Origin of the sequence: Acetobacter suratthaniensis (assembly GCF_017377745.1) — a bacterium.
GTDB classification, from domain to species: domain Bacteria; phylum Pseudomonadota; class Alphaproteobacteria; order Acetobacterales; family Acetobacteraceae; genus Acetobacter; species Acetobacter suratthaniensis.
Genome location: NZ_JAFVMG010000001.1, coordinates 494,340 through 518,370 on the forward strand (window position 1 = coordinate 494,340; position 24,031 = coordinate 518,370).

24 protein-coding genes are annotated in these 24,031 nt (G+C 60.9%); 9 read left to right on the plus strand and 15 right to left on the minus strand.

Features of this window, described 5'->3' with window-relative positions; all coding sequences use genetic code 11:
• Positions 1–11 precede the first annotated feature (11 nt).
• The 4 genes from J2D75_RS02315 to J2D75_RS02330 all read right to left on the minus strand — a co-directional run bounded on the left by J2D75_RS02315 (position 12) and on the right by J2D75_RS02330 (position 6,103).
• Positions 12–1,043 (minus strand): isocitrate/isopropylmalate dehydrogenase family protein, encoded by a 1,032-nt coding sequence (locus J2D75_RS02315; protein ID WP_207852301.1) that lies wholly within the window; start codon positions 1,041–1,043, stop codon positions 12–14.
• Between the two features lie 97 nt (positions 1,044–1,140).
• Positions 1,141–2,928 (minus strand): aminopeptidase P family protein, encoded by a 1,788-nt coding sequence (locus J2D75_RS02320; RefSeq protein WP_207852303.1) that lies wholly within the window; start codon positions 2,926–2,928, stop codon positions 1,141–1,143.
• A gap of 2 nt (positions 2,929–2,930) precedes the next feature.
• The gene (locus J2D75_RS02325; protein ID WP_207852305.1) at positions 2,931–3,857 is read right to left on the minus strand and encodes a 50S ribosomal protein L11 methyltransferase; all 927 of its coding nucleotides are present in this window, start codon (positions 3,855–3,857) and stop codon (positions 2,931–2,933) included.
• On the minus strand, positions 3,857–6,103 hold the full coding sequence (locus J2D75_RS02330; RefSeq protein WP_207852307.1) for a UvrD-helicase domain-containing protein: 2,247 nt from the start codon (positions 6,101–6,103) through the stop codon (positions 3,857–3,859). The genes J2D75_RS02325 and J2D75_RS02330 overlap by 1 nt, the downstream gene beginning before the upstream one ends.
• 49 nt (positions 6,104–6,152) lie before the next feature.
• Between J2D75_RS02330 and J2D75_RS02335 the strand changes: the two genes are divergently transcribed.
• Complete coding sequence (locus J2D75_RS02335) at positions 6,153–6,908, plus strand: JAB domain-containing protein (protein ID WP_207852309.1); 756 nt, start codon at positions 6,153–6,155, stop codon at positions 6,906–6,908.
• A complete protein-coding gene (locus tag J2D75_RS02340) occupies positions 6,905–7,654 on the plus strand; it encodes a JAB domain-containing protein (protein WP_207852312.1) in 750 nt (249 codons plus the stop codon). Before J2D75_RS02335 ends, J2D75_RS02340 begins: the two co-directional genes overlap by 4 nt.
• 4 nt (positions 7,655–7,658) lie before the next feature.
• Here J2D75_RS02340 and J2D75_RS02345 read toward each other — a convergent pair whose 3' ends face one another.
• From J2D75_RS02345 to J2D75_RS02355, 3 genes are all read right to left on the minus strand, one after another.
• Complete coding sequence (locus tag J2D75_RS02345; protein ID WP_207852836.1) at positions 7,659–8,822, minus strand: 5-(carboxyamino)imidazole ribonucleotide synthase; 1,164 nt, start codon at positions 8,820–8,822, stop codon at positions 7,659–7,661.
• A gap of 5 nt (positions 8,823–8,827) precedes the next feature.
• Entirely contained in the window at positions 8,828–9,307 is a 480-nt protein-coding gene (gene purE / locus J2D75_RS02350; protein WP_265782794.1) for a 5-(carboxyamino)imidazole ribonucleotide mutase, read from the minus strand.
• Positions 9,308–9,528: 221 nt separating this feature from the next.
• The gene (locus tag J2D75_RS02355) at positions 9,529–9,735 is read right to left on the minus strand and encodes a YdcH family protein (protein ID WP_025861131.1); all 207 of its coding nucleotides are present in this window, start codon (positions 9,733–9,735) and stop codon (positions 9,529–9,531) included.
• A gap of 230 nt (positions 9,736–9,965) precedes the next feature.
• Here J2D75_RS02355 and J2D75_RS02360 point away from each other — a divergent pair, with 230 nt between their 5' ends.
• Positions 9,966–10,130, plus strand: a complete 165-nt coding sequence (locus J2D75_RS02360) for a YdcH family protein (RefSeq protein ID WP_207852314.1) — start codon at positions 9,966–9,968, stop codon at positions 10,128–10,130.
• Positions 10,131–10,168: 38 nt separating this feature from the next.
• On the opposite strand, the gene J2D75_RS02365 is transcribed toward J2D75_RS02360, so the two are convergent.
• The 3 genes from J2D75_RS02365 to rpmE all read right to left on the minus strand — a co-directional run bounded on the left by J2D75_RS02365 (position 10,169) and on the right by rpmE (position 12,014).
• Positions 10,169–10,759, minus strand: coding sequence for a DUF1013 domain-containing protein (locus J2D75_RS02365; protein ID WP_207852316.1), 591 nt, complete (start codon positions 10,757–10,759; stop codon positions 10,169–10,171).
• Positions 10,760–11,044: 285 nt separating this feature from the next.
• A complete protein-coding gene (locus tag J2D75_RS02370; protein WP_207852318.1) occupies positions 11,045–11,554 on the minus strand; it encodes an Hsp20 family protein in 510 nt (169 codons plus the stop codon).
• 229 nt (positions 11,555–11,783) lie between these two features.
• On the minus strand, positions 11,784–12,014 hold the full coding sequence (gene rpmE, locus J2D75_RS02375) for a 50S ribosomal protein L31 (protein WP_207852320.1): 231 nt from the start codon (positions 12,012–12,014) through the stop codon (positions 11,784–11,786).
• Between the two features lie 246 nt (positions 12,015–12,260).
• Between rpmE and mscL the strand changes: the two genes are divergently transcribed.
• On the plus strand, positions 12,261–12,737 hold the full coding sequence (gene mscL, locus J2D75_RS02380; protein WP_207852322.1) for a large conductance mechanosensitive channel protein MscL: 477 nt from the start codon (positions 12,261–12,263) through the stop codon (positions 12,735–12,737).
• A gap of 50 nt (positions 12,738–12,787) precedes the next feature.
• Complete coding sequence (locus tag J2D75_RS02385; protein WP_207852324.1) at positions 12,788–13,240, plus strand: hypothetical protein; 453 nt, start codon at positions 12,788–12,790, stop codon at positions 13,238–13,240.
• 96 nt (positions 13,241–13,336) lie between these two features.
• On the opposite strand, the gene secF is transcribed toward J2D75_RS02385, so the two are convergent.
• Complete coding sequence (secF, locus tag J2D75_RS02390; protein WP_207852326.1) at positions 13,337–14,278, minus strand: protein translocase subunit SecF; 942 nt, start codon at positions 14,276–14,278, stop codon at positions 13,337–13,339.
• 12 nt (positions 14,279–14,290) lie between these two features.
• On the minus strand, positions 14,291–15,853 hold the full coding sequence (gene secD / locus J2D75_RS02395; protein WP_207852328.1) for a protein translocase subunit SecD: 1,563 nt from the start codon (positions 15,851–15,853) through the stop codon (positions 14,291–14,293).
• A gap of 232 nt (positions 15,854–16,085) precedes the next feature.
• Between secD and J2D75_RS02400 the strand changes: the two genes are divergently transcribed.
• From J2D75_RS02400 to J2D75_RS02410, 3 genes are all read left to right on the plus strand, one after another.
• Entirely contained in the window at positions 16,086–17,066 is a 981-nt protein-coding gene (locus J2D75_RS02400) for a Gfo/Idh/MocA family protein (RefSeq protein ID WP_207852330.1), read from the plus strand.
• 193 nt (positions 17,067–17,259) lie between these two features.
• Positions 17,260–19,194: a ribonucleoside-diphosphate reductase subunit alpha gene (locus J2D75_RS02405; RefSeq protein ID WP_207852332.1), complete on the plus strand. Its 1,935-nt coding sequence runs from the start codon at positions 17,260–17,262 to the stop codon at positions 19,192–19,194.
• Positions 19,195–19,296: 102 nt separating this feature from the next.
• Complete coding sequence (locus J2D75_RS02410) at positions 19,297–20,313, plus strand: ribonucleotide-diphosphate reductase subunit beta (RefSeq protein ID WP_207852335.1); 1,017 nt, start codon at positions 19,297–19,299, stop codon at positions 20,311–20,313.
• 28 nt (positions 20,314–20,341) lie between these two features.
• Here J2D75_RS02410 and J2D75_RS02415 read toward each other — a convergent pair whose 3' ends face one another.
• Complete coding sequence (locus J2D75_RS02415; RefSeq protein ID WP_207852337.1) at positions 20,342–21,124, minus strand: tRNA1(Val) (adenine(37)-N6)-methyltransferase; 783 nt, start codon at positions 21,122–21,124, stop codon at positions 20,342–20,344.
• 105 nt (positions 21,125–21,229) lie between these two features.
• Here J2D75_RS02415 and J2D75_RS02420 point away from each other — a divergent pair, with 105 nt between their 5' ends.
• Positions 21,230–22,300, plus strand: coding sequence for a polyprenyl synthetase family protein (locus tag J2D75_RS02420; protein ID WP_207852339.1), 1,071 nt, complete (start codon positions 21,230–21,232; stop codon positions 22,298–22,300).
• A gap of 16 nt (positions 22,301–22,316) precedes the next feature.
• On the opposite strand, the gene J2D75_RS02425 is transcribed toward J2D75_RS02420, so the two are convergent.
• Both J2D75_RS02425 and J2D75_RS02430 read right to left on the minus strand, forming a co-directional pair.
• The gene (locus J2D75_RS02425) at positions 22,317–23,177 is read right to left on the minus strand and encodes an aspartate/glutamate racemase family protein (RefSeq protein ID WP_207852340.1); all 861 of its coding nucleotides are present in this window, start codon (positions 23,175–23,177) and stop codon (positions 22,317–22,319) included.
• 4 nt (positions 23,178–23,181) lie between these two features.
• The gene (locus tag J2D75_RS02430; protein ID WP_207852342.1) at positions 23,182–23,937 is read right to left on the minus strand and encodes an orotate phosphoribosyltransferase; all 756 of its coding nucleotides are present in this window, start codon (positions 23,935–23,937) and stop codon (positions 23,182–23,184) included.
• Positions 23,938–24,031: the final 94 nt, after the last annotated feature.

A 24,031-nucleotide genomic window follows, 5' to 3' on the forward strand; every position in this document is an offset into this window, starting at 1 on the left:
GGAAGGCTGTATCAGACCAGCGCCTGCTTGAGAGCAGCCGTCAGTTCCTTGGTGCCAGCCGTGCCACCCAGATCGCGTGTGCGCACGCTCCCCGTGGTGATGACTTTGGCAATCGCGCTGTCAATGCGGTCGGCCAGATCACCACGGCCGACATGGCGCAGCATCATGACCGCGGCCAGCAGCAGAGCCAGCGGGTTGGCAACGCCCTTGCCCGCGATGTCGGGGGCGGAGCCGTGCACGGCTTCGAACACAGCGGCCTTTTCGCCAATATTGGCACCCGGCGCCATGCCCAGACCGCCAACCAGACCAGCCGTGAGGTCGGAGAGAATGTCGCCGAACAGGTTGGTGGTCACGATCACGTCGAACTGCCACGGGTTGATAACGAGCTGCATGGCGCAGGCATCGACAATCCGTTCGTTAAATTCGATACGGCCCTTGTATTCCTCGGCAACCTTGCGGCCTTCTTCAAGGAACAGCCCTGTCAGCAGCTTGAGAATGTTTGCCTTGTGCACGATCGTAACCGTCTTGCGGTTGTTCTGCACGGCGTATTCAAAGGCGTATTTGACAATACGGCGGCATTCCGCGCGGGAGGTAAAGCCCGAGCTGAGGGCAATGCCCTTGGGGTCTTCACCCACCGGAATGTAGTGTTCCATCGCCGCGTAGTACCCTTCAAGGTTCTCGCGGAAGAGCACAAGGTCGATATCCTCGAACTTGCCGCCGGGCACGATGGTCTTGGTGGGGCGCAGGTTGGCGAAAAGCCCGAATTCCTGACGCAGCGTCACGTTAATGGACTTGAAGCCTCCCCCGACCGGCGTGGTCAGCGGGCCTTTCAGGGCGAGGCCGGTGCGGCGGATGCTTTCGATCGTCGCCTTGGGCAGAGGATCGTTTACGGCGTCAACGCCAGCCATGCCGGCCAGTTGGGGATCCCATGCGAATGGGGCACCAACCGCATCCAGAATCTCGATTACCGATTCAACAATTTCAGGGCCAATGCCATCGCCAGCGATAAGAGTGGCGGGAATGGTCTTGCTGTCTGCTGTCATTCTGAGAAGCTCCCTTTAACTTCGCTGCCTGTTCTGCGCCTCTTTCTCCGGTCAGGCGATTCCCATTTGCGTGACAATTCGCGCCGGGTTCCGTCTTTCACGGGCAGTTGAGGGGCGCACAGGCGCTTTCCAGCCAGTTTTGCGCGTCCTGCGGTAGCAATGGTGCGATCTGCCCCAGGATTTGCGCATGATAGGCATTCAATCGTGACGTATCTTCCGCGCCCAGCAGGGCAGGGTCGATCAGGCGCCGGTCGAAGGGCGCCAGTGTCAGTGTTTCAAACTCCAGAAAAGCCCGGAGGCTCTGGGAGTGCTGTAGCGGGCGTACCATCACCAGCGTTTCAAGCCGGATTCCGTAAGCGCCCGGCAGGTAAAAGCCCGGCTCGTTTGACAGAACCATGCCAGCTTCCAGCGCTATGGCGGATGGAGCCTTGGCAATGCGGGCTGGCCCTTCATGCACGGACAGGAATGAGCCGACTCCATGTCCGGTGCCGTGGTCGTAGTCCAGAGCATCCTGCCATAGGGCGTAACGGGCGAGGGCATCCAGTGCAGTGCCGGTTGTACCTGCGGGGAAGCGCACATGGCCCAGTGTCAGGTTGCCTTTGAGCACACGGGTAAAGGTAGCGCGCAGGGCATCGGGTGGGGTACCCGGCCCGGTCCAGACCGTGCGGGTAATATCGGTGGTGCCATCAGGATACTGAGCACCGCTATCGCACAGATAAACCTCGTTCTCGCCCAGCCTGCGGTCGCTTTGCGCAGTGACCCGATAATGGATGATGGCTCCATTGGGGCCAGAGCCGGAAATGGTGGGAAAGGAATCGCCCCGATAGAGCGGGTGCTCGGCCCGGAACGCTTCAAGCTGCGCCACGGATTCAAGCTCGGTGCAGCCCTGACCCTGCGTGTCCAGCCAGTGCAGAAAGCGGCATACGGCCACGCCGTCACGCAGATGGGCTGCGCGCATGCCCGCCTGTTCTATGGCGTTCTTGCGGGCCTTGGGCAGCAGGCAGGGATCGGGCGTGGGGCAGACTGTCGCCCCTGCAGTTTCCAGAACCTGTTTGAACCAGACGGCATTGGAGGTGGGGTCTACCCCAATATGCCGGGCTGTCAGTGCGCTCAGGACTGCGGGCATATGCTCCGGTGCGTGCAGGCGCACATCCGGCCCGAGCCATGCCTGCACGGCAGGTGGTATTTTGGCTTCAGACACGAACAGATCAAGTGTCGCATCAGCATGGATCACGGCAAAGGCAAGGATGACCGGTGTGCAGGGAATATCCGCGCCCCGGATATTAAGCAGCCACGCGATGGAGGCACTATCGCTCAGCACGGCGGCATCCTGCCCGATCCGGCTGAGTTCAGCAGCAATGGCCGCGCGTTTGTTCAGCGATGCCTCGCCCGCATAGTCCAGTGGGTGAATAAAAGCCGGAGCATCAGGCAAAGAGGGGCGGTCAGCCCACAGCGTGTCTATCAGGTTGTGCGCCGTAGGCACCAATGTCAGGCCCGGAAGCGACAGGAACGGTGCGAGGGCTGACTGGCTCATGATGCGAGGATCATAACCAATGCGGCTGCCCGGCGTGGCGTTGGCTGCTAGCCATGAAGCGGGGGGAGTGTTGAGGCTGTGCTGGCACTCCCAACAGGAGGCGTCGACTTCCTGCGCCATCTGGGTTGTGTAGCGGCCATCAGAAAAAACAGCGGCTTTGGTGGCCAGCACCACGGCGCTGCCCGCGCTGCCGGTAAAGCCTGTCAGCCAGGCCAGACGTTCGGCGCAGGCTGGGGTGTATTCCCCCAGATATTCATCGCTATGGGGGACCAGAAGCCCATCCAGCCCGTTCTCTGACAATGCTGCGCGCAGGGCTGCAAGGCGGTGGGGAAAAGGATGGGCAGGGGACATGCTTATTGTCCTTTAAGATACGCTGTGGGGCGGTTGGGCTTGCGGAGCACGAGTGTGGCCCAGTCACCTTCGGTCAGCACCTGCTCAAGCACCAGTCCTTGCTGCCTGTGGGCGGACAGCACCATGCGGATCTGCGTGCGCAGAAGCCCCGCCAGAATGACGGTGCCCCCGGGGCGCAGGTTGTGGGCGAGGTCTTTGGCCATCAGGCAAAGCGGGCGTGCCAGAATATTGGCAAAGACCAGATCATACGGGGCTGCGCGGCGGATGGCGGGCGTATTCCAGCCATTGCCCAGCCGACAGGTTAACAGGCGGCCAAGCTGGTTGCGCTGGGCGTTATGGGCCGAAACCCGTACCGACCACGGTTCAATATCCACCGCCAGAACCGGCCTGTGCAGCAGAGCCGCCGCCGCCATAGCCAGAATGCCGGTGCCGCAGCCCAGATCAAGGATATGCCGGGGGGCGCGGTGAGCGATCCGCTCCAGTGCGCGCAGGCACCCACGGGTGGAGCCGTGCTCGCCGGAGCCGAAGGCCACGCCTGCATCGAGAGTCAGGGCAATGCGGGTGCTGTCGGCCTGATCGGGCAGGTGCGTGCCACGAATGACGAAACGACGGCCCACTGCCTGCTCGGGAAAAGCTTCGTAGGTGCGGGCCAGCCAGCCTTCGGCCTCGGTGGGGCTGCGTTCAAGCTCCGGGCTTTCGCCGCTGGCCAGTTGGGCCAGCAGCAGGGCCGGGGCCAGTTCATCTTCCCGGTGGCCGTGATCGCGCACACCTTCCACCCGCCAGAGTGTTCCCTCCGGGTTGGCCTCGAAAATGCCCACGGTGGTGCACACGCTGCCGATGGCGTTTTCAAAAAACGGCACAGCGGCTTCGGGTACGGTGACGGCAATCGTTTCCAGGCTGGTGGCGTGGCGGCGGGTGGTGGGGGCCATTACAGTTTCTCGATAAAGGAGGAAAGAAGTCGTTTGGTGCCAGCCCCTTCGAACGCAACCTCAACATGGTGGCGATCAACGGCAATGACGGTGCCTTCCCCAAAGCGGGGGTGGCGCACCTGCTGGCCCAGCGCGAAGGCGGGTGCCGCAGGGGCGGGGCGGGGTGTTGGCCTGCGGGTGGGAGACAGGCCGGGTGTTGCGGTGAGTGGCCCTGCGGCGAAAAGGGATTCGGTCGTGCGCAGGCTCTGCTGGCGCGCGCCCCCTTCGTTTTTACGGGCAATGTGCTCTTCGGGCAGTTCATCCAGAAAACGGCTGGGCATGGAAGGTTGCCAGTTGGCGTAAATCCGGCGGCTGCCTGCATGGTAGATCAGGGCCAGCTTGCGCGCGCGCGTAATGCCCACATAGGCAAGGCGGCGTTCTTCCTCCAGCCCTTTCAGCCCACCTTCATCCAGCGTGCGCTGCGAGGGGAACACGCCTTCCTCCCAGCCGGGTAGGAACACGATATCGAACTCCAGCCCTTTTGCGCCGTGTAGCGTCATGATGGATAGGCGGGCTTCCTGCGCGTTTTCATCATGCTCCATCACAAGAGCGACATGTTCGAGAAACTCGCCCAGTGTTGGAAAATCGGCCAGCGCACGGATGAGTTCCTTGAGGTTTTCAAGGCGGCCCGGTGCTTCGGGCGAGCGATCCTGCCGCCACATGTCCAGATACCCGCTTTCTTCCAGCAGGTATTCGGTGGCGACAACATGCCCTTCGCGCGCGAGGAGTTCGCGTGTGGCCTCCAGAGTGGCCAGCAGGGTGCTGATCTGCTCGCCCAGCTTGCCCTTGAGTGTGGCGTTTTCAAGTAGCGTGCGGGCCGCAGCACTAAGAGGCTGGCTGAGGCTGCGTGCGCAGGCGTGGAGTTTTTGCAGTGCCGCTGGGCCTACGCCCCGCTTTGGGGTGTTGACGATTCGCTCAAAAGCCAGATCATCCGCAGGCTGGTTGAGCACGCGCAGATAAGCGAGGGTATCGCGTATTTCAGTCCGTTCGTAAAAGCGGATACCGCCGACAATGCGGTAGGGCAGGCCGGTTTGTACCAGTCGCTCCTCGAAGGCGCGGGTCTGAAAACCTGCACGTACCAGAATGGCCATTTCAGCCAGCGAGTGCCCCTGCCTGCGCAGGGATTCGGCGCGTTCACAAACACTCCGGGCTTCGGCATCCGAATCCCACACCCCGATCACGCGGACTTTCTCGCCCTCGGAATCCTCCCGTCCTGAACGTAGGGTTTTACCCAGACGCTCGTCATTATGGGCGATCAGCCCCGCGGCTGCTCCCAGAATATGCCGGGTGGAGCGATAGTTACGTTCCAGCCTGACAACCTGTGCGCCGGGGAAGTCTTTTTCAAAACGCAGGATGTTTTCAACCTCGGCCCCACGCCATGAGTAGATCGACTGATCATCATCCCCCACGCAGCAGATATTGGCTGATCCATCGGGCTGTTTGGCCAGCAGGCGCAGCCATAGATACTGGACGGTGTTGGTGTCCTGATATTCGTCCACCAGAATATAGCGGAACAGGCGGTGATACTGGGCCAGAATATCGGGCTGGGTGCGCAGGATTTCCGTTACATGCAGCATCAGATCGCCAAAATCGCAGGCGTTAAGCTGCTTCAGCCGCTGCTGATAGGCTTCATACACGGCACGAGCATGGCCGTTGGCGAAGTCCGTATCTTCCGTAGGCGTTACGCGTTCGGGTGTCAGGCCCCGGTCTTTCCAGCGCTGGATCACGCCCAGCAGGCCGGGTGCGGGCCAGCGTTTGGTGTCGATCCGCCACGGCTCCATCACCTGCTTGAGCAGGCGCAACTGGTCATCCGTATCCAGAATGGTGAAGCTGGATGTCAGGCCCACGGTTTCGGCATGGCGGCGGAGCATACGCGCACACAGGGCATGGAATGTGCCAAGCCATAACCCTTCCGCCGGGTTGCCCAGCAGGGTGCCAACGCGCTCGCGCATTTCCCGCGCGGCCTTGTTGGTGAAGGTTACAGCCAGAATCTGCCATGGCTTCGCGCGGCCTGTCAGCAGGATATGCGCGAAACGGGTTGTCAGCACACGGGTTTTGCCCGTGCCAGCACCGGCCAGCACCAGCAGCGGGCCATCCGTGGTTTCAATGGCTGCGCGCTGCTCGGGGTTGAGTCGTTCAAGGTAGGACTCGCCCTGAGCGGGCTGGGGCGCAAAAAGCGGTGAGGAAGGGGGTTCGGATGTCGTCACCTGCCCCTTATATAATGATGTCGGGCATTAGGCCAATCGGAGCAGGATCATGGATAACGGGCCGCCGGATGGACAGGCAGGAAGACTGCGGGCTGGCAGGCCGGGGCGGGGTGGCGCCGTATTTGGCAGTACAGGCCCGCAGGGGCACCGGCAGCGCCTGCGCGAACGTGTTTTAAGGCATGGCCCTGCCGGGCTGGCTGATTACGAAATTATCGAAATGCTGCTGTTCTCCGGTATCCCCCGGCGGGACACCAAGCCGTTGGCGAAGGCGCTTATCAACCAGTTTGGCTCATTATCGGGGGTGTTAACGGCATCGCCCACAGCATTGCGGGCCGCTGGCGCGCCCGAACGCAGTGCGGGGGTGTTTGGCTGCGTTGCCCAACTGGCGGCCAGCCCCCCGCGTGAGGCTGGGCCGGAACGTCTGACCCTTGATAGCTGGAGCAGCATTTTTCTGTACGCCACATCCTGTCTGATACTCAGCCCCAAGGGGCAGGTGCGCGCCTTGTTTCTCGATAGTCATAACAACCTGCTGGTTGATGAAGCGTTAACGGGCGAGCCTTTGCATGATGTCGGGGCGGCGGTGGCATCCCTTATGCGTCGGGCTGTGGCCTTGCATGCCTGCGCGGTTGTGACGGTGCATCTCGTGCGTGATGATACCCAACTGGATCAGGCGCTGGAGGAGGCAAGACCGCTTGCCACGGCTATTGGGCAGGCCGCACCGCCGTTGGCTATTAGCGTGCATGGGCATCTGGCTGTTGGTCGTGCACAGTGGCGTAGCTTCAGCTTCGATGGGGATGAGGCATGACGCGGCGCAAAGCGGGCGCTCCTTCGCCACGTCCTCCGCCCGGAGAGCTGGATGACGCAGCATTTTTCCGCTTTGGGCATGCGGTAGCGCAAGGGGGCGATGTTGTTCCGCCCAGAGGGCCGCAGGCCATGGCAGGCGGGGATGACGCCGCCACACTGGCCCGTTTTATCAGCCTTGCCGTGCCTCGGCTCTCAGCCCCGGATGCTACCGCCCAACGGCTGCTGGCGGAGCATGGTTCGCTCGCGGGTGTGTTCGCCGCAGCAGGCCATGGGGGAGCGGGCGGGGGACAGTGGCCCGATGCGCTCAGGGTTATGCTGCTGGTGGCGCATGAAGCGCGGCGGAGGGTGCAGGAGGCAGCCTTGCGGGCGCAGCGTCTGCTGGCAAGCGGGCCATCGCTTCATGCGTATCTGCATACCGTTATGGCGCATGAGCGGGTGGAGCAGATCCGCGTTCTGTATGTGGATGCGGAGCAGTATCTGCTTGAGGATGTTCTGATGGGGCAGGGCACGGTGGACCATGCGCCGGTTTACCCGCGCGAGGTTGTGCGCCGTGGGCTGGAACTTGAAGCAGCCGGGCTGATCCTTGTCCACAATCACCCGAGTGGTAATCCGGCCCCGTCAGATTCCGATATTGTCATGACCCGCCGGGTCATCGCCGCCGCCGCCGTGTTCGACATGACCGTGCTGGACCATGTGATTGTTGGCGGCGGGCGGATATTCAGCCTGCAGGCGGAAGGGCTTTTATAAGAGTTCAGCCTTCCTGTTCGGCCAGATCGGGTGCCGCACAGCGCGTGGCCAGAGAGCCAAGGGCTGCACGGATTCCGAATTCACCGGGCAGGCTGCCAAAGGGGAACAGCAGATTGACATGGCCCATCTTGCGTCCGGGTAGGGCCTGCTCCTTGCCGTAAAGATGGGGGATATGGCCCGGTGTCGCCACAATATCGGGCCACAGGGCCATGTCTTCCGGCCCGACGAGGTTTTTCATCACCGCATCGGAATGGCGCACGGCGGGGGGCAGGGGCAGGCCCGCCACGGCACGGATATGTAGGTCGAACTGATCCTGCGGGCAGGCATCCATTGTCCAGTGGCCAGAGTTATGCGGACGGGGCGCAATTTCATTGACCATCAGCGTGCCGGTGCGGGAGAGGAACATTTCCACCCCCATGATGCCGATGAGATCGAGCGCCTGAGCGATTTTTGTGGCTAGATCGCGGGCACTGTCGGCAATGTCATCCATGACTGGAGCCGGGGCCAGTGTCAGATCGAGAATGCCCTGCCAGTGGCGGTTCTGCACCGCGTCGAAACAGCGGATGGTGCCATCCGTGCCACGCGCGACCATGACGCTGAGTTCGCTGGCGAAATCCACCATGCCTTCGGCCACCAGCGGGTGGGGGGCCAGAGAGTCGAACGCGTGGTCGAGTTCCGCCGCGTCATGCACGCGCATCTGGCCTTTGCCGTCATAACCATTGCGGGTGGTTTTAAGAATGAGCGGCAGACCAAGCTGCTCCGCCGCCGCATGCAGATCCGCCCGGTTTTGCACGGCGTGCCAAGGGGCGAGGGGAATGCCTGCTTCAGACAGGAAGGTTTTTTCCGCCAGTCGATCCTGACTGATCCGCAGGATATGGCCAGAAGGCCGCACCGGGCAGTGGCGGGAGAGATGATCCAGCGCATCGGCGCTGATGTTCTCAAACTCGAACGTCACCACATCCACCGCACGGGCGAAGGCTTCCAGTGCGGCGGGGTCGTCGTAGGCGCCAAGGGTAACGGCATCAGCCACCTGTGCGGCGGGGCCGGTGGCGTCCTGTGTCAGGATATGGGTGCGGTAACCCAGCCGGGCAGCGGCAACGGCTGACATGCGGCCAAGCTGGCCCCCGCCGACAATACCAATGACCGCGTTAGGCTGAAGGGCGGTCATGTCGTTCATGGCAGTTCGGTCATGGGAGTGTTGGGGACAGAGGCGGTCTGCACGGCGCGCCATGCTTCAAGCCGGGCGGCGAGAGGCGCATCCTGCACGGCCAGAATGGAGATCGCCAGCAGGGCCGCGTTCTTGGCCCCCGGCGCGCCAATGGCCAGTGTGCCGACCGGTACGCCGCCGGGCATCTGCACGATGGAGAGCAGGCTGTCCATGCCCTTGAGCGCGCGTGATTCTACCGGCACGCCCAGCACGGGCAGGCGGGTCCATGCCGCACACATGCCCGGCAGATGCGCAGCCCCGCCCGCACCCGCGATAATAACATGCAAACCGCGGTCTGCTGCCGTGCGCGCGTATTCGGCCAGCCTGTCTGGTGTACGGTGGGCCGAGACGATATTGACCTCATGCGCGACCCCGAGCTCGTTCAGGATTGCATCCGCATGGCGCATGGTTTCCCAGTCGGACTGGCTGCCCATGATAATGCCCACACGTACGGCGGCACCTTCTGCTGTCGTGGTGCTGGTCTGTTCGGATGCGGAACGGGTATCCGTGTCGCTGTCATACGAGGCGTCGGGCGGGAACTGGTCTTGCGTGCTCACGGGGGCGGTCTATCCACTTGGTCTGGCCAGACGCGCGGGGCACGCGTGCAGGCCGGTTGGCAAGGAGGGTGGTCTACAGAAAGTGCCGGTAGGCTGGCGTCAAAAAAAGGTCAGGCAATATTGTCCGGGATCAGCCTGCTTTCAAGCCTTGTGATGAGGTCCTTAAGCTGAAGCTTCCGTTTTTTGAGGCGCTGGAGGTAAAGCTGGTCGATAAACGCCGTTTCGGATGTCATGCGGTTGATGACCGTATCGAGATCGCGGTGTTCGCTGCGGAGTTCATGAAGCTGGCCAAGCACTGAATCACGATCATGCAGCATTCTGTTGCTCTCCTTACACCGGGGTAGGACTCTGCGTAGCGCCGGAGTTTCGCCCGCGCACGTATTTCCAGACAGTGTTCACCAACCTGACGCATCAGGCCAGCCCACGGATACAAAAAAGTTCCATGAACCCAGTGCATGGCATGATGTCGTGAATAATGAAATTAGCATGAAATTAACGGCGGACAGTACGTTACCGTAGTCACGTCCACAACCAAATGGAGGCCGCCATGACGCGCCTTGCAAGGATTGAAAGTCTCAAGACCCGCCATTTCCGTGTTGACCAGCAGATTGCCTCCGAAGGCGGAAGGCCCAGACCTGACGAGCGCGTACTTATGTGCCTGAAGCTGCAAAAGCTGCGGCTCAAGGAAGAAATCGAAAAGCTCGCGACATAACCACAAGCCCCGGCGCACAGGCGCCGGGGTAGGTCGCGTTATTCTTCAGAAAAATTGAAATCGCCAGCGTCAAGGGCGGGGGTGGGAATTTCTGCTCCTTCCCGCTCAAGCCGCGTGTTGGCTTCCGTAATGGCGGCGTTCAGGTCTGTCTGGCTGCACAGGCCAACCGTCACGGGGTCGCGCGGTTTGATGTTGGGCGTGTTCCAGTGCTGCTTGTCACGCACCTTGGCAATGGTGTCCTTGGTGGTGCCGAGCAGTTTGACAACCTGCACATCGTTCAGCTGCGGGTAGTTGCGCAGCAGGAAGGCAATGCCATCGGGCCGGTCATGGCGCTTGGCGATGGGCGTGTAACGCGCACCCTTGGAGCGGCGGCGCACCGGGTTGTTGCCGGTCAGAATCTTCAGGCGTGCGGTGGTTGAAGCCTCGCAGCGACGGATTTCTTCGGCAGTTAACTGGTGGTTGGCAATCGGGTCGTAGCCGACAATGCCCTGCGCAACCTCACCATCCGCGATGGCCTGTACTTCCAGCGGGTGCATGCCGCAGAAGGTGGCGATCTGCTCGAAGCTGAGGGCGGTTTTTTCAATCAGCCACACGGCGGTCGCCTTGGGCATGAGCGGTAAGGTGGTCATGGCTTCCATCCTGTCATTCGGGCCGCGTTACGCAGGCACCCGTAAGTTGACGGCCTGGAAGAGTCGTGGCTTCCCAAACCCTGCGTGCCTGCCGACGCGCATATGGGGCACGATATGGCGGGAGCAACCCGCGCAGGTCAAGCCGCAAATGCACAACACGAAAGGGGAAACCCCGTGTTTTCCCCTTTTTATGCCGCCGAGGCCGCTTTGGGGCATGCCGGAAGACCGGGTGGGGGAGGGGCGCCTGTGGGGCGGCTCCCGCCGGGAGGTTCTTCCGGCATGGGTTCAGGCGGCGCTGGCGACTGGCGCTGTCTCTTCCGCTGCGCCGGACTGCCCGGCTTCTGCCGGACGGTTGTGGAACTGCACGGCACCACTTTCCGCGCTGCGTACGGGGATACGGCGTGGCTTGAGCGCCTCCGGCACGATCTGGCGTACCGTAATCCGCAAAAGCCCGTTATGCATGTCCGCCCCTGTTACCTCCACATGATCGGCCAGCGCAAAGCGGCGTTCGAACGCCCGGCGGGCAATGCCGCGATGCAGCACCTCGCCTTCCGCCGTGGGGGCGCCAACCCGGCCTGAGACCACCAGCGTGCTGTCCTGCACAACCAGTTCAATATCCTCTGGGCCAAAACCAGCCACAGCCATGGTCAGGGCGTAGCTGTCATTGCCTGTCTTGGCGATATCATAGGGCGGGTAGCTGGGCGTGCCGTTGGCGCGGGCCGCACTATCCATAACCTGCGCCAGACGGTCAAAGCCAATGGCGGTGCGGAAAAGGGGGGTGAAATCGTATGTCATGATCAGGGAACCTTCTCTGTTAGCAAGGTTCTGTCGTTCCGGCCCGGATCCCATTATGGCGATCCCACCCGACAGTTAAGCAGCGAACCCCGGCCTGCGGGCATCCGCTCTCCCCTGAACGTGGAAAACCCCACCCCCTTTTTCAAGAGGATGGGGTTCACATTTGTTCGTGCACAAGCGGCGTGCCGCTTGGGCCAGTCTGGCCAGAGAGGGCCTGACCGAGGCTTGATCAGCCCTTCGTGCGCGTGCCGATACCGGCAAAGCGCTTGTTGAACTTGGCCACCTGGCCTCCCGTATCGAGCATACGCTGCACGCCGGTCCACGCGGGGTGGGACTTCGTGTCCACGTCCAGACGCAGCGTCTCGCCGGGTTTGCCGAAGCAGGAGCGCGTCGTGTATTCGGTGCCGTCGGTCATGACAACGGTGATTTCGTGATAGTCGGGGTGAATGCCGGGCTTCATGGCTGTCAATCTTTCTCTGTCACAGGATGGCCCGATGCCGACCGGGCTTTTGTCGGCAGCATATAGCGATCCATGTGGATGGGATCAACACTTGATTTCCTCTGTGTGTTTTATGCTCCATTTGGGCGGAATACCTGCGCTTGCGGGTGCTTTTTGCCGCCGCCATGCGTTCTGAGGCTGTGCCGGGCCGGTAATTGGCGTCATACTCATGCCCTACACTTCAGATAATAAAGAGGAACATAGAAAATGGCCGAGCAGGGTTTTCCCCTTCACACTCCGGGCTGGGTAGCGGAGTTCCGCGCCTTTATCATGCGTGGCAATGTCGTGGATCTGGCAGTTGGTGTGATTGTGGGTGCGGCGTTCACCTCCATTGTCAACAGTCTGGTCAAGGATGTCTTCAACCCGCTTCTGGGGCTGCTGATCGGGGGGATTGATTTCTCCAACCTGTTCATCACCCTCAAGGGGCCGCATCTGGCGACACTGGCCGAAGCCCAGAAAGCCGGTGCGGTTACCATGAATATCGGTCTGTTCCTGAATGCGGTCATCCAGTTCGTTATTGTCGCTCTGGTGATTTTCTGGGTCGTGAAGGCGCTCACCCGCCTGCATGTCCGTGAAGACGAACAGCCCAAGGCACCGCCTGCGCCAACCCGCACGGAAGAGCTGCTCGAACAGATCCGTGATGAACTGGCCGCCAAGGCCCGCACCACGCCGCCTGCAGCCTGAGCGCGGGCGCTCTGTCCATGTGGCGTGGAATGTGGAATAGAATGCCGTTCATGAGACGTCCGGCCTTTCTTTTTTCATCCGCTCCACGCTCGGTGCCGACAGGGGGGCGCCCCGTCCGTCTGGCGGGCATGAGTGTGCGGGCTGTTGCCCTGCTCGGCCTGCTGGCGGGTTGCCAGTCGCATAGTGTCGGGCTGGTTGTCCGCCCCACCCCCAAAACCGTGCTGTATAGCTATGTCATTGCCAATGGTATGGCGCGGGGTCGGCTGATGTCAGACCGGGTTACGGTGGCGGAGTATATGCGTATTCTCCAGTCCGACCGGGCTGCGCTGAGTGCGATCATGCAGCTACGCGACAGGCCCACCAACGAAAACCTGCACAATGCCGGGGAAAAGGTTGAGGACTTTATCGCCCTCATCAACAGCCCGCCATCGCCTGCCACGCAGGGTAATGTTCAGGCATCAGCCCCCACGGAGCAGGTGCCGGTCATGCGGATTACGCACTGAAGGTTGGGTATTCAAAGATAAAGGCAGGGCCATGCTGAGGCCCTGAAAAAAGCCCTGTCAGGGTGGGAGCAATCCCGCCCCGGCAGGGCTTTTTTATCAGGAGGCGGTGGCCGTTCCGGTTTTGGCGCCCCGCTTGAGGCGGCCTTCCCCCATGAAAAGCAGCAGAGGGGCTGCGATAAAGATGGAGGAAGATGTCCCCACCACAATGCCGAACAGCATCGTCCATGCAAAACCCGACAGCGTGGTGCCACCCCACAGCGCCAGCGGCAGGGCCGCCAGAAACACCGTGGAAGACGTGCCCAGTGTGCGGTTGAGCGTTTCGTTGATGGAGAGGTTGATCAGCTCTATCAGCGGCATGGTGCGGTATTTGCGCAGGTTTTCGCGCACACGGTCATACACCACCACCTTGTCGTTGGTGGAATAGCCCAGAATGGTCAGAATGGCCGCGACCATAACAAGATCGAACTCGAAGCCCGTCAGTACCAGAAAGCCAACGGTCTTGGTCAGATCAAGGATGAGCGTCACCACGGCGCTCAGGGCAAACTCCCATTCAAAGCGCACCCAGATGTAAACCAGAATCATCGCCAGACTGATGCCAAGTGCCAGCATGCCATTGCGGAACAGCTCGGCTGAAACCGAAGCCCCCACCGCATCAGCCCGCAGAATGGTGGTGCCGGGCAGGGCATCCGCCACAGTGTGGCGCACAGTGTCCACCACAGCCTGCGTTTCCTTGCTGTTGCCAGCATCTAACCGAATCAGGACATCATCGGGCGCACCGAAAGACTGGATAGAAGCATGTGGCAGGCCGCGTGCGGCCAGTGCGGCACGCAGGGCGCTGAAATCGGCCGGGGTGGGGGTTTTGGCCTCCACCACGATTCCCCCCTTGAAATCCAGCCCCAATGTCAGACCGGGGTGGATGAACAGGATAAGAGAGGCCAGCGACAGCACGGCTGAAACAAGCAGGCCCATGTAGCGGCCCCGCATGAAGTTGATGTGCGTATCCTTGCGGACAAAGCGCAGGAGAGGACGTCCAAGCATATGCGCCTCGTTTCAGACCGGCAGGCTGGTGGGGCGGGTGAGCGCGTACCAGCGGGCCATGAGTATGCGGGAGAGCAGAAGGGTCGTGAACAGGGTTGTCACGATACCAATGGTGATGGTGAGCGCGAAGCCGCGCACAGGGCCGGTGCCAAATACAAACAGCATGACATGCGCCAGCAGGGCGGTTGCATTGCTGTCCACAATGGTGGAGGTGGCGCGCTCAAAACCCGCCTGCATGGCGGCCAGAGGTGTGCGGCCACGGGCCACTTCCTCACGGATACGCTCATTAATGAGAATATTGGCATCCACGGCCATGCCGAGGGTCAGCAGCATGCCCGCCATGCCCGGCAGCGTCAGTGTTGCTTCAAACAGCGACAGGATGGCGGCCATCAGCACAAGGTTGGCCAGCAGGGCAATATCCGCGTACCAGCCGAATCGGCCGTAGAACAGCACCATGAAGGCCACCACCAGAGCAAAACCCACACCAAGGCTGATCATGCCTGCCCGGATGGAATCCGCCCCCAAGGAGGGGCCGATGCTGCGCTGTTCCACCACGCTCAGCGGGGCGGGGAGTGCGCCAGCACGGAGCATGAGGGCAAGGTCGGTTGCTTTTTGGGCGGTAAAGCCACCGGTAATCTGGCCATCGCCACCGGTGATGGGGGTGCGGATAACCGGCGCTTCAATAATCTTGTTATCCAGAACAATGGCAAAGCGCTGGCCGACATTGGCCTGCGTTACGCTGGCAAAGGCGCGTGCCCCCACCGAATTAAACGCGAAGCTGACGGCCCATTCGTTGTTTTTCGGATCGAGTGTTGCCGCAGCGTTTGTCAGGTCGGCACCGTCCACATCCACATGGTCGTAAACGGGTAGGGCAGGCCCGTCGGCCGGGTTGGCCATGGACAGTAGCTGGACACCCGTGGGGGGGTAGGTGGTGTGGAGAGGGTTGGCGTCAATCAGGCGGAAGCTCATCTTGGCCGTGGTGCCCAAAAGCGCCTTGATCCGCTCTGGATCGCTGATACCGGGCAGTTCCACCACGATACGGTCATCACCCTGACGGGTAATTTCGGGGTCGATGGCTCCTGTGCCGTCAATACGGCGGCGCACGATTTCGATCGACTGGGTGACAGCCTCACGCGCATGGGTCGCGATGGATTCGGGCGAGAGAGTCAGTGCAATGCGGCCATTATCCTGCCGGACAACGGTAAACTCTGCCGCCGAGAGGCGTGGCAGGGTTTCGAGCGCTTTCAGCCCGGCCTGCGTTTCCTCTGCCGAACGGGGCAGGAAGGAGACAGTGGCATTGTCGGCATCAATACGGAAATCCTGATAGCCCAGATGGTTCTGGAGCAGGATGTCGCGCATGTTTTCCGAAAGGGTCTGCAACCTGTCATGGGTCAGGCTTGGCAGGTCCACCTGCATAAGCAGGTATGAGCCGCCGCGCAGATCCAGCCCAAGGTGGATCTGCCTCCACGGTATGGAGAGAGAGGAGGGCTTGCGTATGCCGTTGGGCAGGCACAACAGCAGGCCCAAAAGGCACACGCCCAGTACCGAGGCCAGTTTGAGTCGGCTGTAATACATTCTTACCTGATCGCTTGCAGTTCTGTTGCCGGGAACATGCCGGGCAAGTGAGCGTGATGCAACTGTTGAGCGTGCATTGAGCATGCAAGAGATGCGTTCAGGCTGCTTTGGCCCGTGTGTGTCACGCGGCCAACATGGCGTGCCGGGGCCGGTGGTTTGCATTCGGGGGCAGGACTGCTACCCCTGCTTGAACCGGCATCAGGGGCCGGGTTGCTTGCGGGGAGTGGACGGCATGGCCGGAGTTTTGCGCGTAGGGGTTATCGGAGCCGGGCATTTCGGGCGTTATCATGCCCTGAAAATCCGCGATGTGCCGGGCGAGGTGCTCTCCGGCCTGTTTGACCCCGACAGTGCCCGTGCAGCCGAGGTCGCGCGGGAGGCAGGCTGTCCCGTCATGCAGGATGTGGACGCGCTGCTTGCGGTCTCCGATGCGGTGGTGGTGGCGGCTCCTGCTGAGTTTCATTTCGAGCTGGCTGTCAGGGCGTTGCGCGCAGGGCGGCACGTTCTGGTGGAAAAACCCGTGGCCGCCACGCTCGATCAGGCGGATATGCTCGTAACCCTTGCGCGTGAGAGCGGGCTTGTGTGTCAGGTCGGGCATCTTTTGCGCTATTCCGCCGAACACGCCGCCATTACCCAGCGTATGTCACGCCCGCTCTATATCGAGGCCACACGGATTGCGCCGTACAAGCCGCGCGGCACGGATGTATCGGTCATTCTGGATCTGATGATCCATGATCTTGATCTGGTTCTGGCTATCGTGGACAGCCCCATAGCGCAGGTGGATGCGCTAGGGGCGGCGGTCAGTTCCGCGCATGAGGATATCGCCAACGCCCGCGTGCGGTTTGAAAACGGCTGTGTGGCCACCATTACGGCCAGCCGCATTTCGCTCAAAACCGAGCGGCGTATGCGCCTGTTCTCACAGGAAGGCTATCTGTCGGCGGATTTCATGAAGCGCGAACTCACCCTGATCGGGCGTGAGCGTGGCCTGCCCCTGCCGGGCACCAACGGATTCCGGCGCGAGCATATTACGTGGCGCGAGCAGGATTCGCTTTTTGCCGAGCATCAGGCTTTTGTCGCCTCCTGCCGTGACGGCGCGCCCGTGGTGGTGGATGCACTGGCCGGGCGGCGCGCACTGGCGGCGGCACTGGCGGTGTCGCAGAGCATTACCGACTCCCGGGAGCGGATGGAACTCTCCGGACTGATCGGGGCGGCCTGAAAAACCAGAGAAAACAGGTAGTTTCGTGAAATCAAGTGTTTTTTTGGAGGTTTGAAGATAAAAATTACTAGATGTGGTGTGCCAGATGGAGCAGAAACACGACATATGGTGTGAGCCCAATACGCCCCTGAATACGTTCGGGCGGCGGACCGAACCTGACACAGCACAACATGGAAAACGGAGAGCCCTGGTCATGAGTCTGATCGACGTGCATGAAAATGAAAGCCGTCGCCCGCTCACCGGGGCGCCCGCCGCCGAAGGCGAGCCGGATCTGTTCGATGGCGGCCGCATGCAGGACATGGTGCAGTTGCCCGGCCACCATCAGGTGCGGGTGGACCGCAGCCGCGATGCGCTGCTGACCCCCTTCGGCAAGGCCACGCTGGATAACCGCTACCTGCTGCCCGAGGAAAGCTATCAGGACCTGTTCGGTCGTGTGGCCTCCTATTACGGTGCCGATGCGGCCCACGCCCAGCGGATTTACGATTATATCAGCCGCCACTGGTTCATGCCCGCAACGCCTGTGCTGTCCAATGGTGGCACCACGCGCGGTCTGCCGATTTCGTGCTTCCTGAATGAAGCCAATGACAGCCTCAAGGGCATTGTCGATCTGTGGAACGAGAATGTGTGGCTGGCCAGCAAGGGCGGCGGCATTGGGTCCTACTGGGGCAACCTGCGCTCGATTGGTGAAAATGTCGGCCGTAATGGCAAGACATCGGGGGTTATTCCGTTCATCCGCGTTATGGACAGCCTGACTCTCGCTATTTCACAGGGGTCTTTGCGGCGTGGCTCGGCGGCGGTGTATCTGCCGGTCTGGCATCCTGAGATCGAGGAATTTGTTGAAATCCGTCGCCCCACCGGTGGTGATCCCAACCGCAAGGCGCTCAACCTGCACCATGGTGTGCTGGTACCCGACGCCTTCATGCGCGCGGTGGAGACGGATGATGAATGGGCGCTGCTTTCCCCCAAGGATGGCGCGGTCATTCGTAAGGTATCGGCCCGTGCGTTGTGGATCCGAATCCTGACAGCCCGCATGGAGCAGGGCGAACCCTATATCGTCTATTCAGACCACGTGAATAACGCGCGCCCCGAACACCACAAGCTGGCGGGGCTTGAGGTCAAGACGTCCAACCTGTGCTCGGAAATTACCCTGCCCACAGGGATCGATCATCACGGCAAGGCGCGTACAGCGGTGTGCTGCCTGTCCTCCCTCAATCTCGAAACATGGGAGGAGTGGAGCGATAATCCGCAGTTTATCGAGGATGTGATGCTGTTCCTCGACAACGTGTTGCAGGACTTCATCGACCGCGCCCCCGAGGATATGGAACGTGCCAAATACGCCGCCATGCGTGAGCGTTCGGTGGGGCTTGGGGTGATGGGGTTCCACTCCTTCCTGCAAGCCAAAAACGTTCCGTTTGAAAGCGTGATCGCCAAGGTCTGGAACCGCCGGATTTTCAAGCATATCCGCGAGCAGGCGGATGCCGCATCGCGCCACCTTGCCGAACTGCGCGGCCCTTGCCCGGATGCCGAGGAATACGGTGTTATGGAGCGCTTTTCCAACAAGATGGCCATTGCGCCCACGGCGTCCATTTCCATTATCGCGGGCAATGCCAGCCCCGGTATCGAGCCGATTGCCGCGAATGTCTTCCTGCAAAAGACGCTTTCCGGCTCGTTTACGGTTCGTAACCGCCACCTGCAGAAACTGCTGGCGGAAAAAGGCTACGATACCCCCGAGGTCTGGTCGTCCATCACCACCAGCAAGGGCAGCGTCCAGCATCTGGATTTTCTGGATCAGCAGGAAAAGGACGTGTTCAAAACCGCGTTCGAGCTTGATCAGCGCTGGGTGGTTGAACACGCGGCGGATCGCCAGCCGTTTGTGTGTCAGGCGCAGTCGGTCAACCTGTTCCTGCCAGCGGACGTGCATAAGCGCGACCTGCACCAGATCCATTTTCAGGCATGGAAAAAGGGCCTCAAATCCCTTTACTATTGCCGCAGCCTGTCCATCCAGCGGGCCGATACGGTCAGCAACGTGCTGGACAAGAATGATGTGATGACGCCTTCGGTCGATGCCCCCCGTGCAGATACGGCAACAGGCAGCGGCAATTACGAGGAATGTCTGGCCTGCCAGTAATCGGGGCAGGCCCGCGCGATAGTTTTTTCAATCAGGTATAAGGCGGAAACCCGGAGCCAGAGCTGGCTGGGGTGCCGCCAGCAATGCGCCTGGGAGGGCAGTATGAGCGAAAACGCAACGGGGCAGGAGCCGCAGGAACAGCATTTTGACCTGCTGACAGCCAATCCGGTTTACAAGCCGTTCCGCTATCCGTGGGCTTATGATGCGTGGCTGACACAGCAGCGCCTACACTGGCTCCCCGAAGAAGTGCCGCTGGCGGATGACGTCAAGGACTGGCACCGGGTGCTGAATGAAGGCGAGCGCCATCTGGTTACCCAGATTTTCCGCTTTTTTACGCAGTCCGATGTGGAAGTGAACAATTGCTACATGAAGCACTACAGCCGGGTGTTCAAACCCACTGAAGTGCTGATGATGCTCTCTGCTTTTTCCAATATCGAGACCATTCATATCGCGGCGTACAGCTATCTGCTCGATACGCTGGGTATGCCCGAAGACGAATATTCCGCATTTCTGAAATACAAGGAAATGAAGGATAAATACGATTACATGCAGACGTTCTCTGTGGACAGTAAGCATGAAATCGCCAAAACGCTCGCTGCTTTCGGGGCTTTTACCGAAGGGCTTCAGCTTTTCGCCTCCTTTGCCATCCTGCTGAACTTCCCGCGCTTTAACAAGCTCAAGGGCATGGGGCAGATCGTGTCATGGTCGGTGCGTGATGAAACGCTGCACTGTCTGTCCATCATTCGTCTGTTCCGGGTGTTTGTGCAGGAAAATCCAGAAATCTGGACGGAAAAGCTGCGCAATGAACTGACGGAAATCTGCCGCACCATTGTCGAGCATGAAGAGGCCTTCATTGATCTCGCCTTTGAAATGGGTGCGGTGGAAGGGCTGGATGCCGATCAGGTTAAAACCTACATCCACTTCATTGCAGACCGCAGGCTGGGTCAGCTCGGGCTTGATCCTATTTTCAATACCACGGTCAATCCGCTGCCATGGCTGGATGACATGCTCAACGCGGTCGAGCATGCGAACTTCTTTGAAAACCGGTCTACCGAATACAGCCGCGCTTCCACCATTGGTACGTGGGAAGAAGCCTTCGAAAGCTCCGTATTCGAGTAAGCAGGCAGGGGTTGCGCTGTGCGGAGGGTTAGAACCCGCCTAGTGGCGCACCCTCTTCCAGCACGGTGCGCGCGGCTGTGGTGAATGCGCCATCGGCTTCATGCAGCACCAGTCCGGGCAGCAGTCGTGCCGGACTTTTTACACCCAGTCGGGCCTGTACCAGCATGATTCGCGCCTCCCGCCCGCTTTTGGGCCAGAAGGGGTAGAGAGTGCTGCCCCCGAATCCTGCGGCACTCAGTGCCACAAGTGCTTGATCCACAAGGCTGGTGGGCAGGGCCAGCGTTATGCTGCCTTTATGGCGCAGTATGGTGGCGCAGCCTTCTATCCAGCGGCGCAGGGTGTGCTGGCCCAGTCTGCGGGCCAGATCGCGCCGGGGTTCGGGAGAGGGCGCGCCATTATCAGCATGCCAAGGCGGGTTGGCCATGCAGTGATCGAAGCGCGCGGCTTCCGCGCTGCTATCGCTCTGCCAGTCCTCGGGGAAAGACCCCGTCAGAACTGTAGCGCACGGGTGGCCATTGGCCCGCAGGTTCTGGCGCGCGAGGTCTGCGGTCTGCGGGTCTTTTTCTACCCCGCTGGCCTGCAGGTCCGCCACACGGTGCATCAGGCAGAGCAGGCCAGCCCCTGCGCCACAGCCGATTTCCAGCACGTTCTGGCCCGGCCGGGCATTAACTGCGGCCGCCATAAGAACTGGCTCCAGCCCGGTGCGGTAGCCTTGGGCGAATTGCGTGTAGCTGACCCGCCCACGCAGCAGAAAACCCTGCGTGGTATGGGGGGCGGAGGGAGCAGAAGGGGAGGGCGGCGCAGGGTGCATCTTTTGCTATACAGGCAGGCTTGAATTTGTTGGTGCTTGACCGTTTTTCTGGTGACTCGCATATAAGGGATCGTCAACTCATCCCACGGCGGGGGGATATAGCATTTGGACGTTGCAGTCAGCCTGCCAGAGTCGGGCAGAGCCACAAGTCAGGATGGATCTGGAGTTTTCGTGAGCAAACCAGGAGAAGCCGGCCTCAGGGGTCTGGCTGATTATCTCGCATCTGACATGAGCGCCTGCAACCGGGTGATTGTCGAGCGTATGCAAAGCTCGGTTGCGCTTATTCCACAGTTGGCGGCCCATCTGGTCGCGGCTGGCGGTAAGCGCCTTCGCCCGTTGCTGACGCTGGCGGCCGCCAGACTGTGCGGTTACGACAATCAGGACGGTCGTATGCGGCATGTTGAAATTGCCGCTTGTGTCGAATTTATTCATACAGCCACCCTTCTGCATGACGATGTGGTGGATGAAAGCCAGCTTCGTCGGGGTCTGGCCAGCGCAAACGCCATTTTTGGCAACAAGGCTTCGGTTCTTGTGGGGGACTTCCTGTTTGCGCGGTCGTTCCAGATTCTGACAGCGGATGCCTCGCTGGATATCATGGCGATTCTCTCCGCTGCTTCCGCCACACTGGCTGAGGGTGAAGTCATGCAGATGACGACGCAGAATGATCTGTCCACATCGGTCGATCAGTATCTGCAGGTCATTTATGGCAAGACGGCGGCTCTGTTTGCCGCTGCCTGCGAGGCCGGTGCGGTTATTGGCGCATGCGGGCCGGAGCAGCGCGAGGCGCTGCGCCTGTATGGCGCCAATCTGGGCATGGCGTTCCAGCTTGTGGACGATGCGCTGGATTACGCGGCGGATCAGGCTGTGCTGGGTAAGGAAGTGGGTGACGACTTCCGTGAGGGTAAGGTGACGTTGCCTGTTCTGGCCGCCTATGCGGCTGGGGATGAGGCGGATCGTATATTCTGGCGGCGCGTTATCGAAGATAGCGAGCAAACGCCCGATGACCTGCCTGCCGCACTTGAGCGGATCGCCCGTACGGACGCCATCGCCATTACCCTTGCCCGCGCGGAAGAGTATGCCGCCAAGGCGCGTGAGGCTCTGGCCGGGTTTGACGAGTGCGAAATCAAGACCCTGCTTCTGGATACCGCACGGTATTCAGTCAGCCGCGAACACTAACCAAGCGGATCTTGTGTCAGCCCAGCGCTTCGGCAGAGGCGGGGGCTGGCCAGATTTCTATTTTTTCATAACCGAATGGTGGCAGTTTAGCCGTCAGGGCCTTCGGGCTGTCCGGCATGGCGGTAAACCATGCGTGGGCAGGGCTGTGTGGCTTTGTCTGCGGTGCAGGTGGGAGTGTCTGCAAAAGCGTGCAGGCGTGCCGTGCCACGGCATCTGCCGGGTCTAGCCAGGCAATGTCGGGCGGTGTGAGCGCACGCAGCCGTTCCAGCACAAAAGTATAGTGCGTGCAGCCAAGGCCGATGGCATCCAGCCGGGACGACGCGGGAGAGGCAAACAGCCCGTTTATTTCCTGCCTGATCAGCGGGTCTGGCACCGCTTCTCCACGGAACAGCCGTTCCGCATAGCCTGCCAGCAGAGGCGCTGCATGGGCCAGCAGCGTGCAATGTGGGGCATACTGGGCGTGCAGGTCGTTCAGATAGGGGCGGCGGATGGTGGCGCGGGTGGCCAGTAGCCCGATAACGCCGCTGCGTGTCTGCCGGGCGGCCCAGCGAATGGGCGGCACGCAGCCGACAAAAGGTGTTGCCGGATAAGCAGTGCGCAAAGCGCTCAGTGCCAGCGTGCTGGCCGTATTGCACGCGATAATGACAACCTGCGGACGGTGGCGGGCAATGGCCTCGCCTATCAATGTGACAATCCGCGTGACCAGAAAGCGGTCTTCCTGCTCCCCGTAGGGAAAAACAGCCGTATCGGCCAGATAATCCACTCTGGCCGAAGGGGCATGAGCCCGTAAGGCCCGCACGATACCCAGCCCGCCTATGCCGGAGTCAAACGCCAGTACATGATACGGGGTGTCAGGTAAGGAACGGGCCTGTAGCACCGTGTTATTTGTCCTTGTTGGCTTTGAAGGCGATGGCCTCTTCCATGCTGCCTACACCGCCGTGGCGGGCAGACCAGCCGCACGGGTCTTCGAGGAAGCGGCGCACTTCGGCAGCGGCTTCTTCGGAAAAATAGGGGCGGGTGGAGCAGGCTTCCAGCACATCCCACCAGGTGCACAGCGAATGCAGCGAGACATCCATCTTTGCGAGTGTGTCCTGCGCGCCGGGGAAAACGCCGTAGTAGAAAACAACAAACGCATGGTTGATCAGTGCGCCAGCCTTGCGCAGGGCATTGGCAAACTGAATCTTGGAGCCACCATCCGTGGTCAGGTCTTCTACCAGCAGGGTGCGCATGCCTTCGGGTACATCGCCTTCAATCTGGGCGTTACGGCCAAAGCCTTTGGGCTTCTTGCGCACATAAGCCATAGGCAGCGCCATACGGTCAGCCATCCATGCGGCAAAGGGAATGCCTGCCGTCTCGCCACCTACAACGGCCTCAAGGCTTTCATAGCCGACATGACGCCCGATTTTTTCCACGCCCAGTTCGACAATCTTGGCGCGTGCGCGCGGGAAGAAGATGATGCGGCGGCAGTCGATATAGACGGGGGATTTCCAGCCGGATGTCAGCGTATAGGGTTCTTCGGGGCGGAAGTTCACGGCCTTGATTTCCAGCAGCAGGCGCGCTGTTGTCAGGGCGGCGTCACGGTCCCATTCGCTGTTTTCGCCGCGGCTGTCAGCCGAAAGGCCGGAAAGAAGGGTCATGATGGATTCCTTGAGATCATGAGAATGGAAGTTCGGCCTGCAATACCCCCAGTGGCGTTGAAAATCCATGCTTCTTGTTGGCCCCGAGTATAAG

Excerpts from the sequence above, each read along its gene's own strand:
- J2D75_RS02315 (WP_207852301.1), bottom strand. The coding sequence starts at position 1,043 with ATGACAGCAGACAGCAAGACCATTCCCGCCACTCTTATCGCTGGCGAT.
- J2D75_RS02320 (WP_207852303.1), bottom strand. The coding sequence starts at position 2,928 with ATGTCCCCTGCCCATCCTTTTCCCCACCGCCTTGCAGCCCTGCGCGCA.
- J2D75_RS02325 (WP_207852305.1), bottom strand. The coding sequence starts at position 3,857 with ATGGCCCCCACCACCCGCCGCCACGCCACCAGCCTGGAAACGATTGCC.
- J2D75_RS02335 (WP_207852309.1), top strand. The coding sequence starts at position 6,153 with ATGGATAACGGGCCGCCGGATGGACAGGCAGGAAGACTGCGGGCTGGC.
- J2D75_RS02340 (WP_207852312.1), top strand. The coding sequence starts at position 6,905 with ATGACGCGGCGCAAAGCGGGCGCTCCTTCGCCACGTCCTCCGCCCGGA.
- J2D75_RS02345 (WP_207852836.1), bottom strand. The coding sequence starts at position 8,822 with ATGACCGCCCTTCAGCCTAACGCGGTCATTGGTATTGTCGGCGGGGGC.
- J2D75_RS02355 (WP_025861131.1), bottom strand. The coding sequence starts at position 9,735 with ATGCTGCATGATCGTGATTCAGTGCTTGGCCAGCTTCATGAACTCCGC.
- J2D75_RS02360 (WP_207852314.1), top strand. The coding sequence starts at position 9,966 with ATGACGCGCCTTGCAAGGATTGAAAGTCTCAAGACCCGCCATTTCCGT.
- J2D75_RS02365 (WP_207852316.1), bottom strand. The coding sequence starts at position 10,759 with ATGACCACCTTACCGCTCATGCCCAAGGCGACCGCCGTGTGGCTGATT.
- J2D75_RS02370 (WP_207852318.1), bottom strand. The coding sequence starts at position 11,554 with ATGACATACGATTTCACCCCCCTTTTCCGCACCGCCATTGGCTTTGAC.
- rpmE (WP_207852320.1), bottom strand. The coding sequence starts at position 12,014 with ATGAAGCCCGGCATTCACCCCGACTATCACGAAATCACCGTTGTCATG.
- mscL (WP_207852322.1), top strand. The coding sequence starts at position 12,261 with ATGGCCGAGCAGGGTTTTCCCCTTCACACTCCGGGCTGGGTAGCGGAG.
- J2D75_RS02385 (WP_207852324.1), top strand. The coding sequence starts at position 12,788 with ATGAGACGTCCGGCCTTTCTTTTTTCATCCGCTCCACGCTCGGTGCCG.
- secF (WP_207852326.1), bottom strand. The coding sequence starts at position 14,278 with ATGCTTGGACGTCCTCTCCTGCGCTTTGTCCGCAAGGATACGCACATC.
- secD (WP_207852328.1), bottom strand. The coding sequence starts at position 15,853 with ATGTATTACAGCCGACTCAAACTGGCCTCGGTACTGGGCGTGTGCCTT.
- J2D75_RS02400 (WP_207852330.1), top strand. The coding sequence starts at position 16,086 with ATGGCCGGAGTTTTGCGCGTAGGGGTTATCGGAGCCGGGCATTTCGGG.
- J2D75_RS02405 (WP_207852332.1), top strand. The coding sequence starts at position 17,260 with ATGAGTCTGATCGACGTGCATGAAAATGAAAGCCGTCGCCCGCTCACC.
- J2D75_RS02410 (WP_207852335.1), top strand. The coding sequence starts at position 19,297 with ATGAGCGAAAACGCAACGGGGCAGGAGCCGCAGGAACAGCATTTTGAC.
- J2D75_RS02415 (WP_207852337.1), bottom strand. The coding sequence starts at position 21,124 with ATGCACCCTGCGCCGCCCTCCCCTTCTGCTCCCTCCGCCCCCCATACC.
- J2D75_RS02430 (WP_207852342.1), bottom strand. The coding sequence starts at position 23,937 with ATGACCCTTCTTTCCGGCCTTTCGGCTGACAGCCGCGGCGAAAACAGC.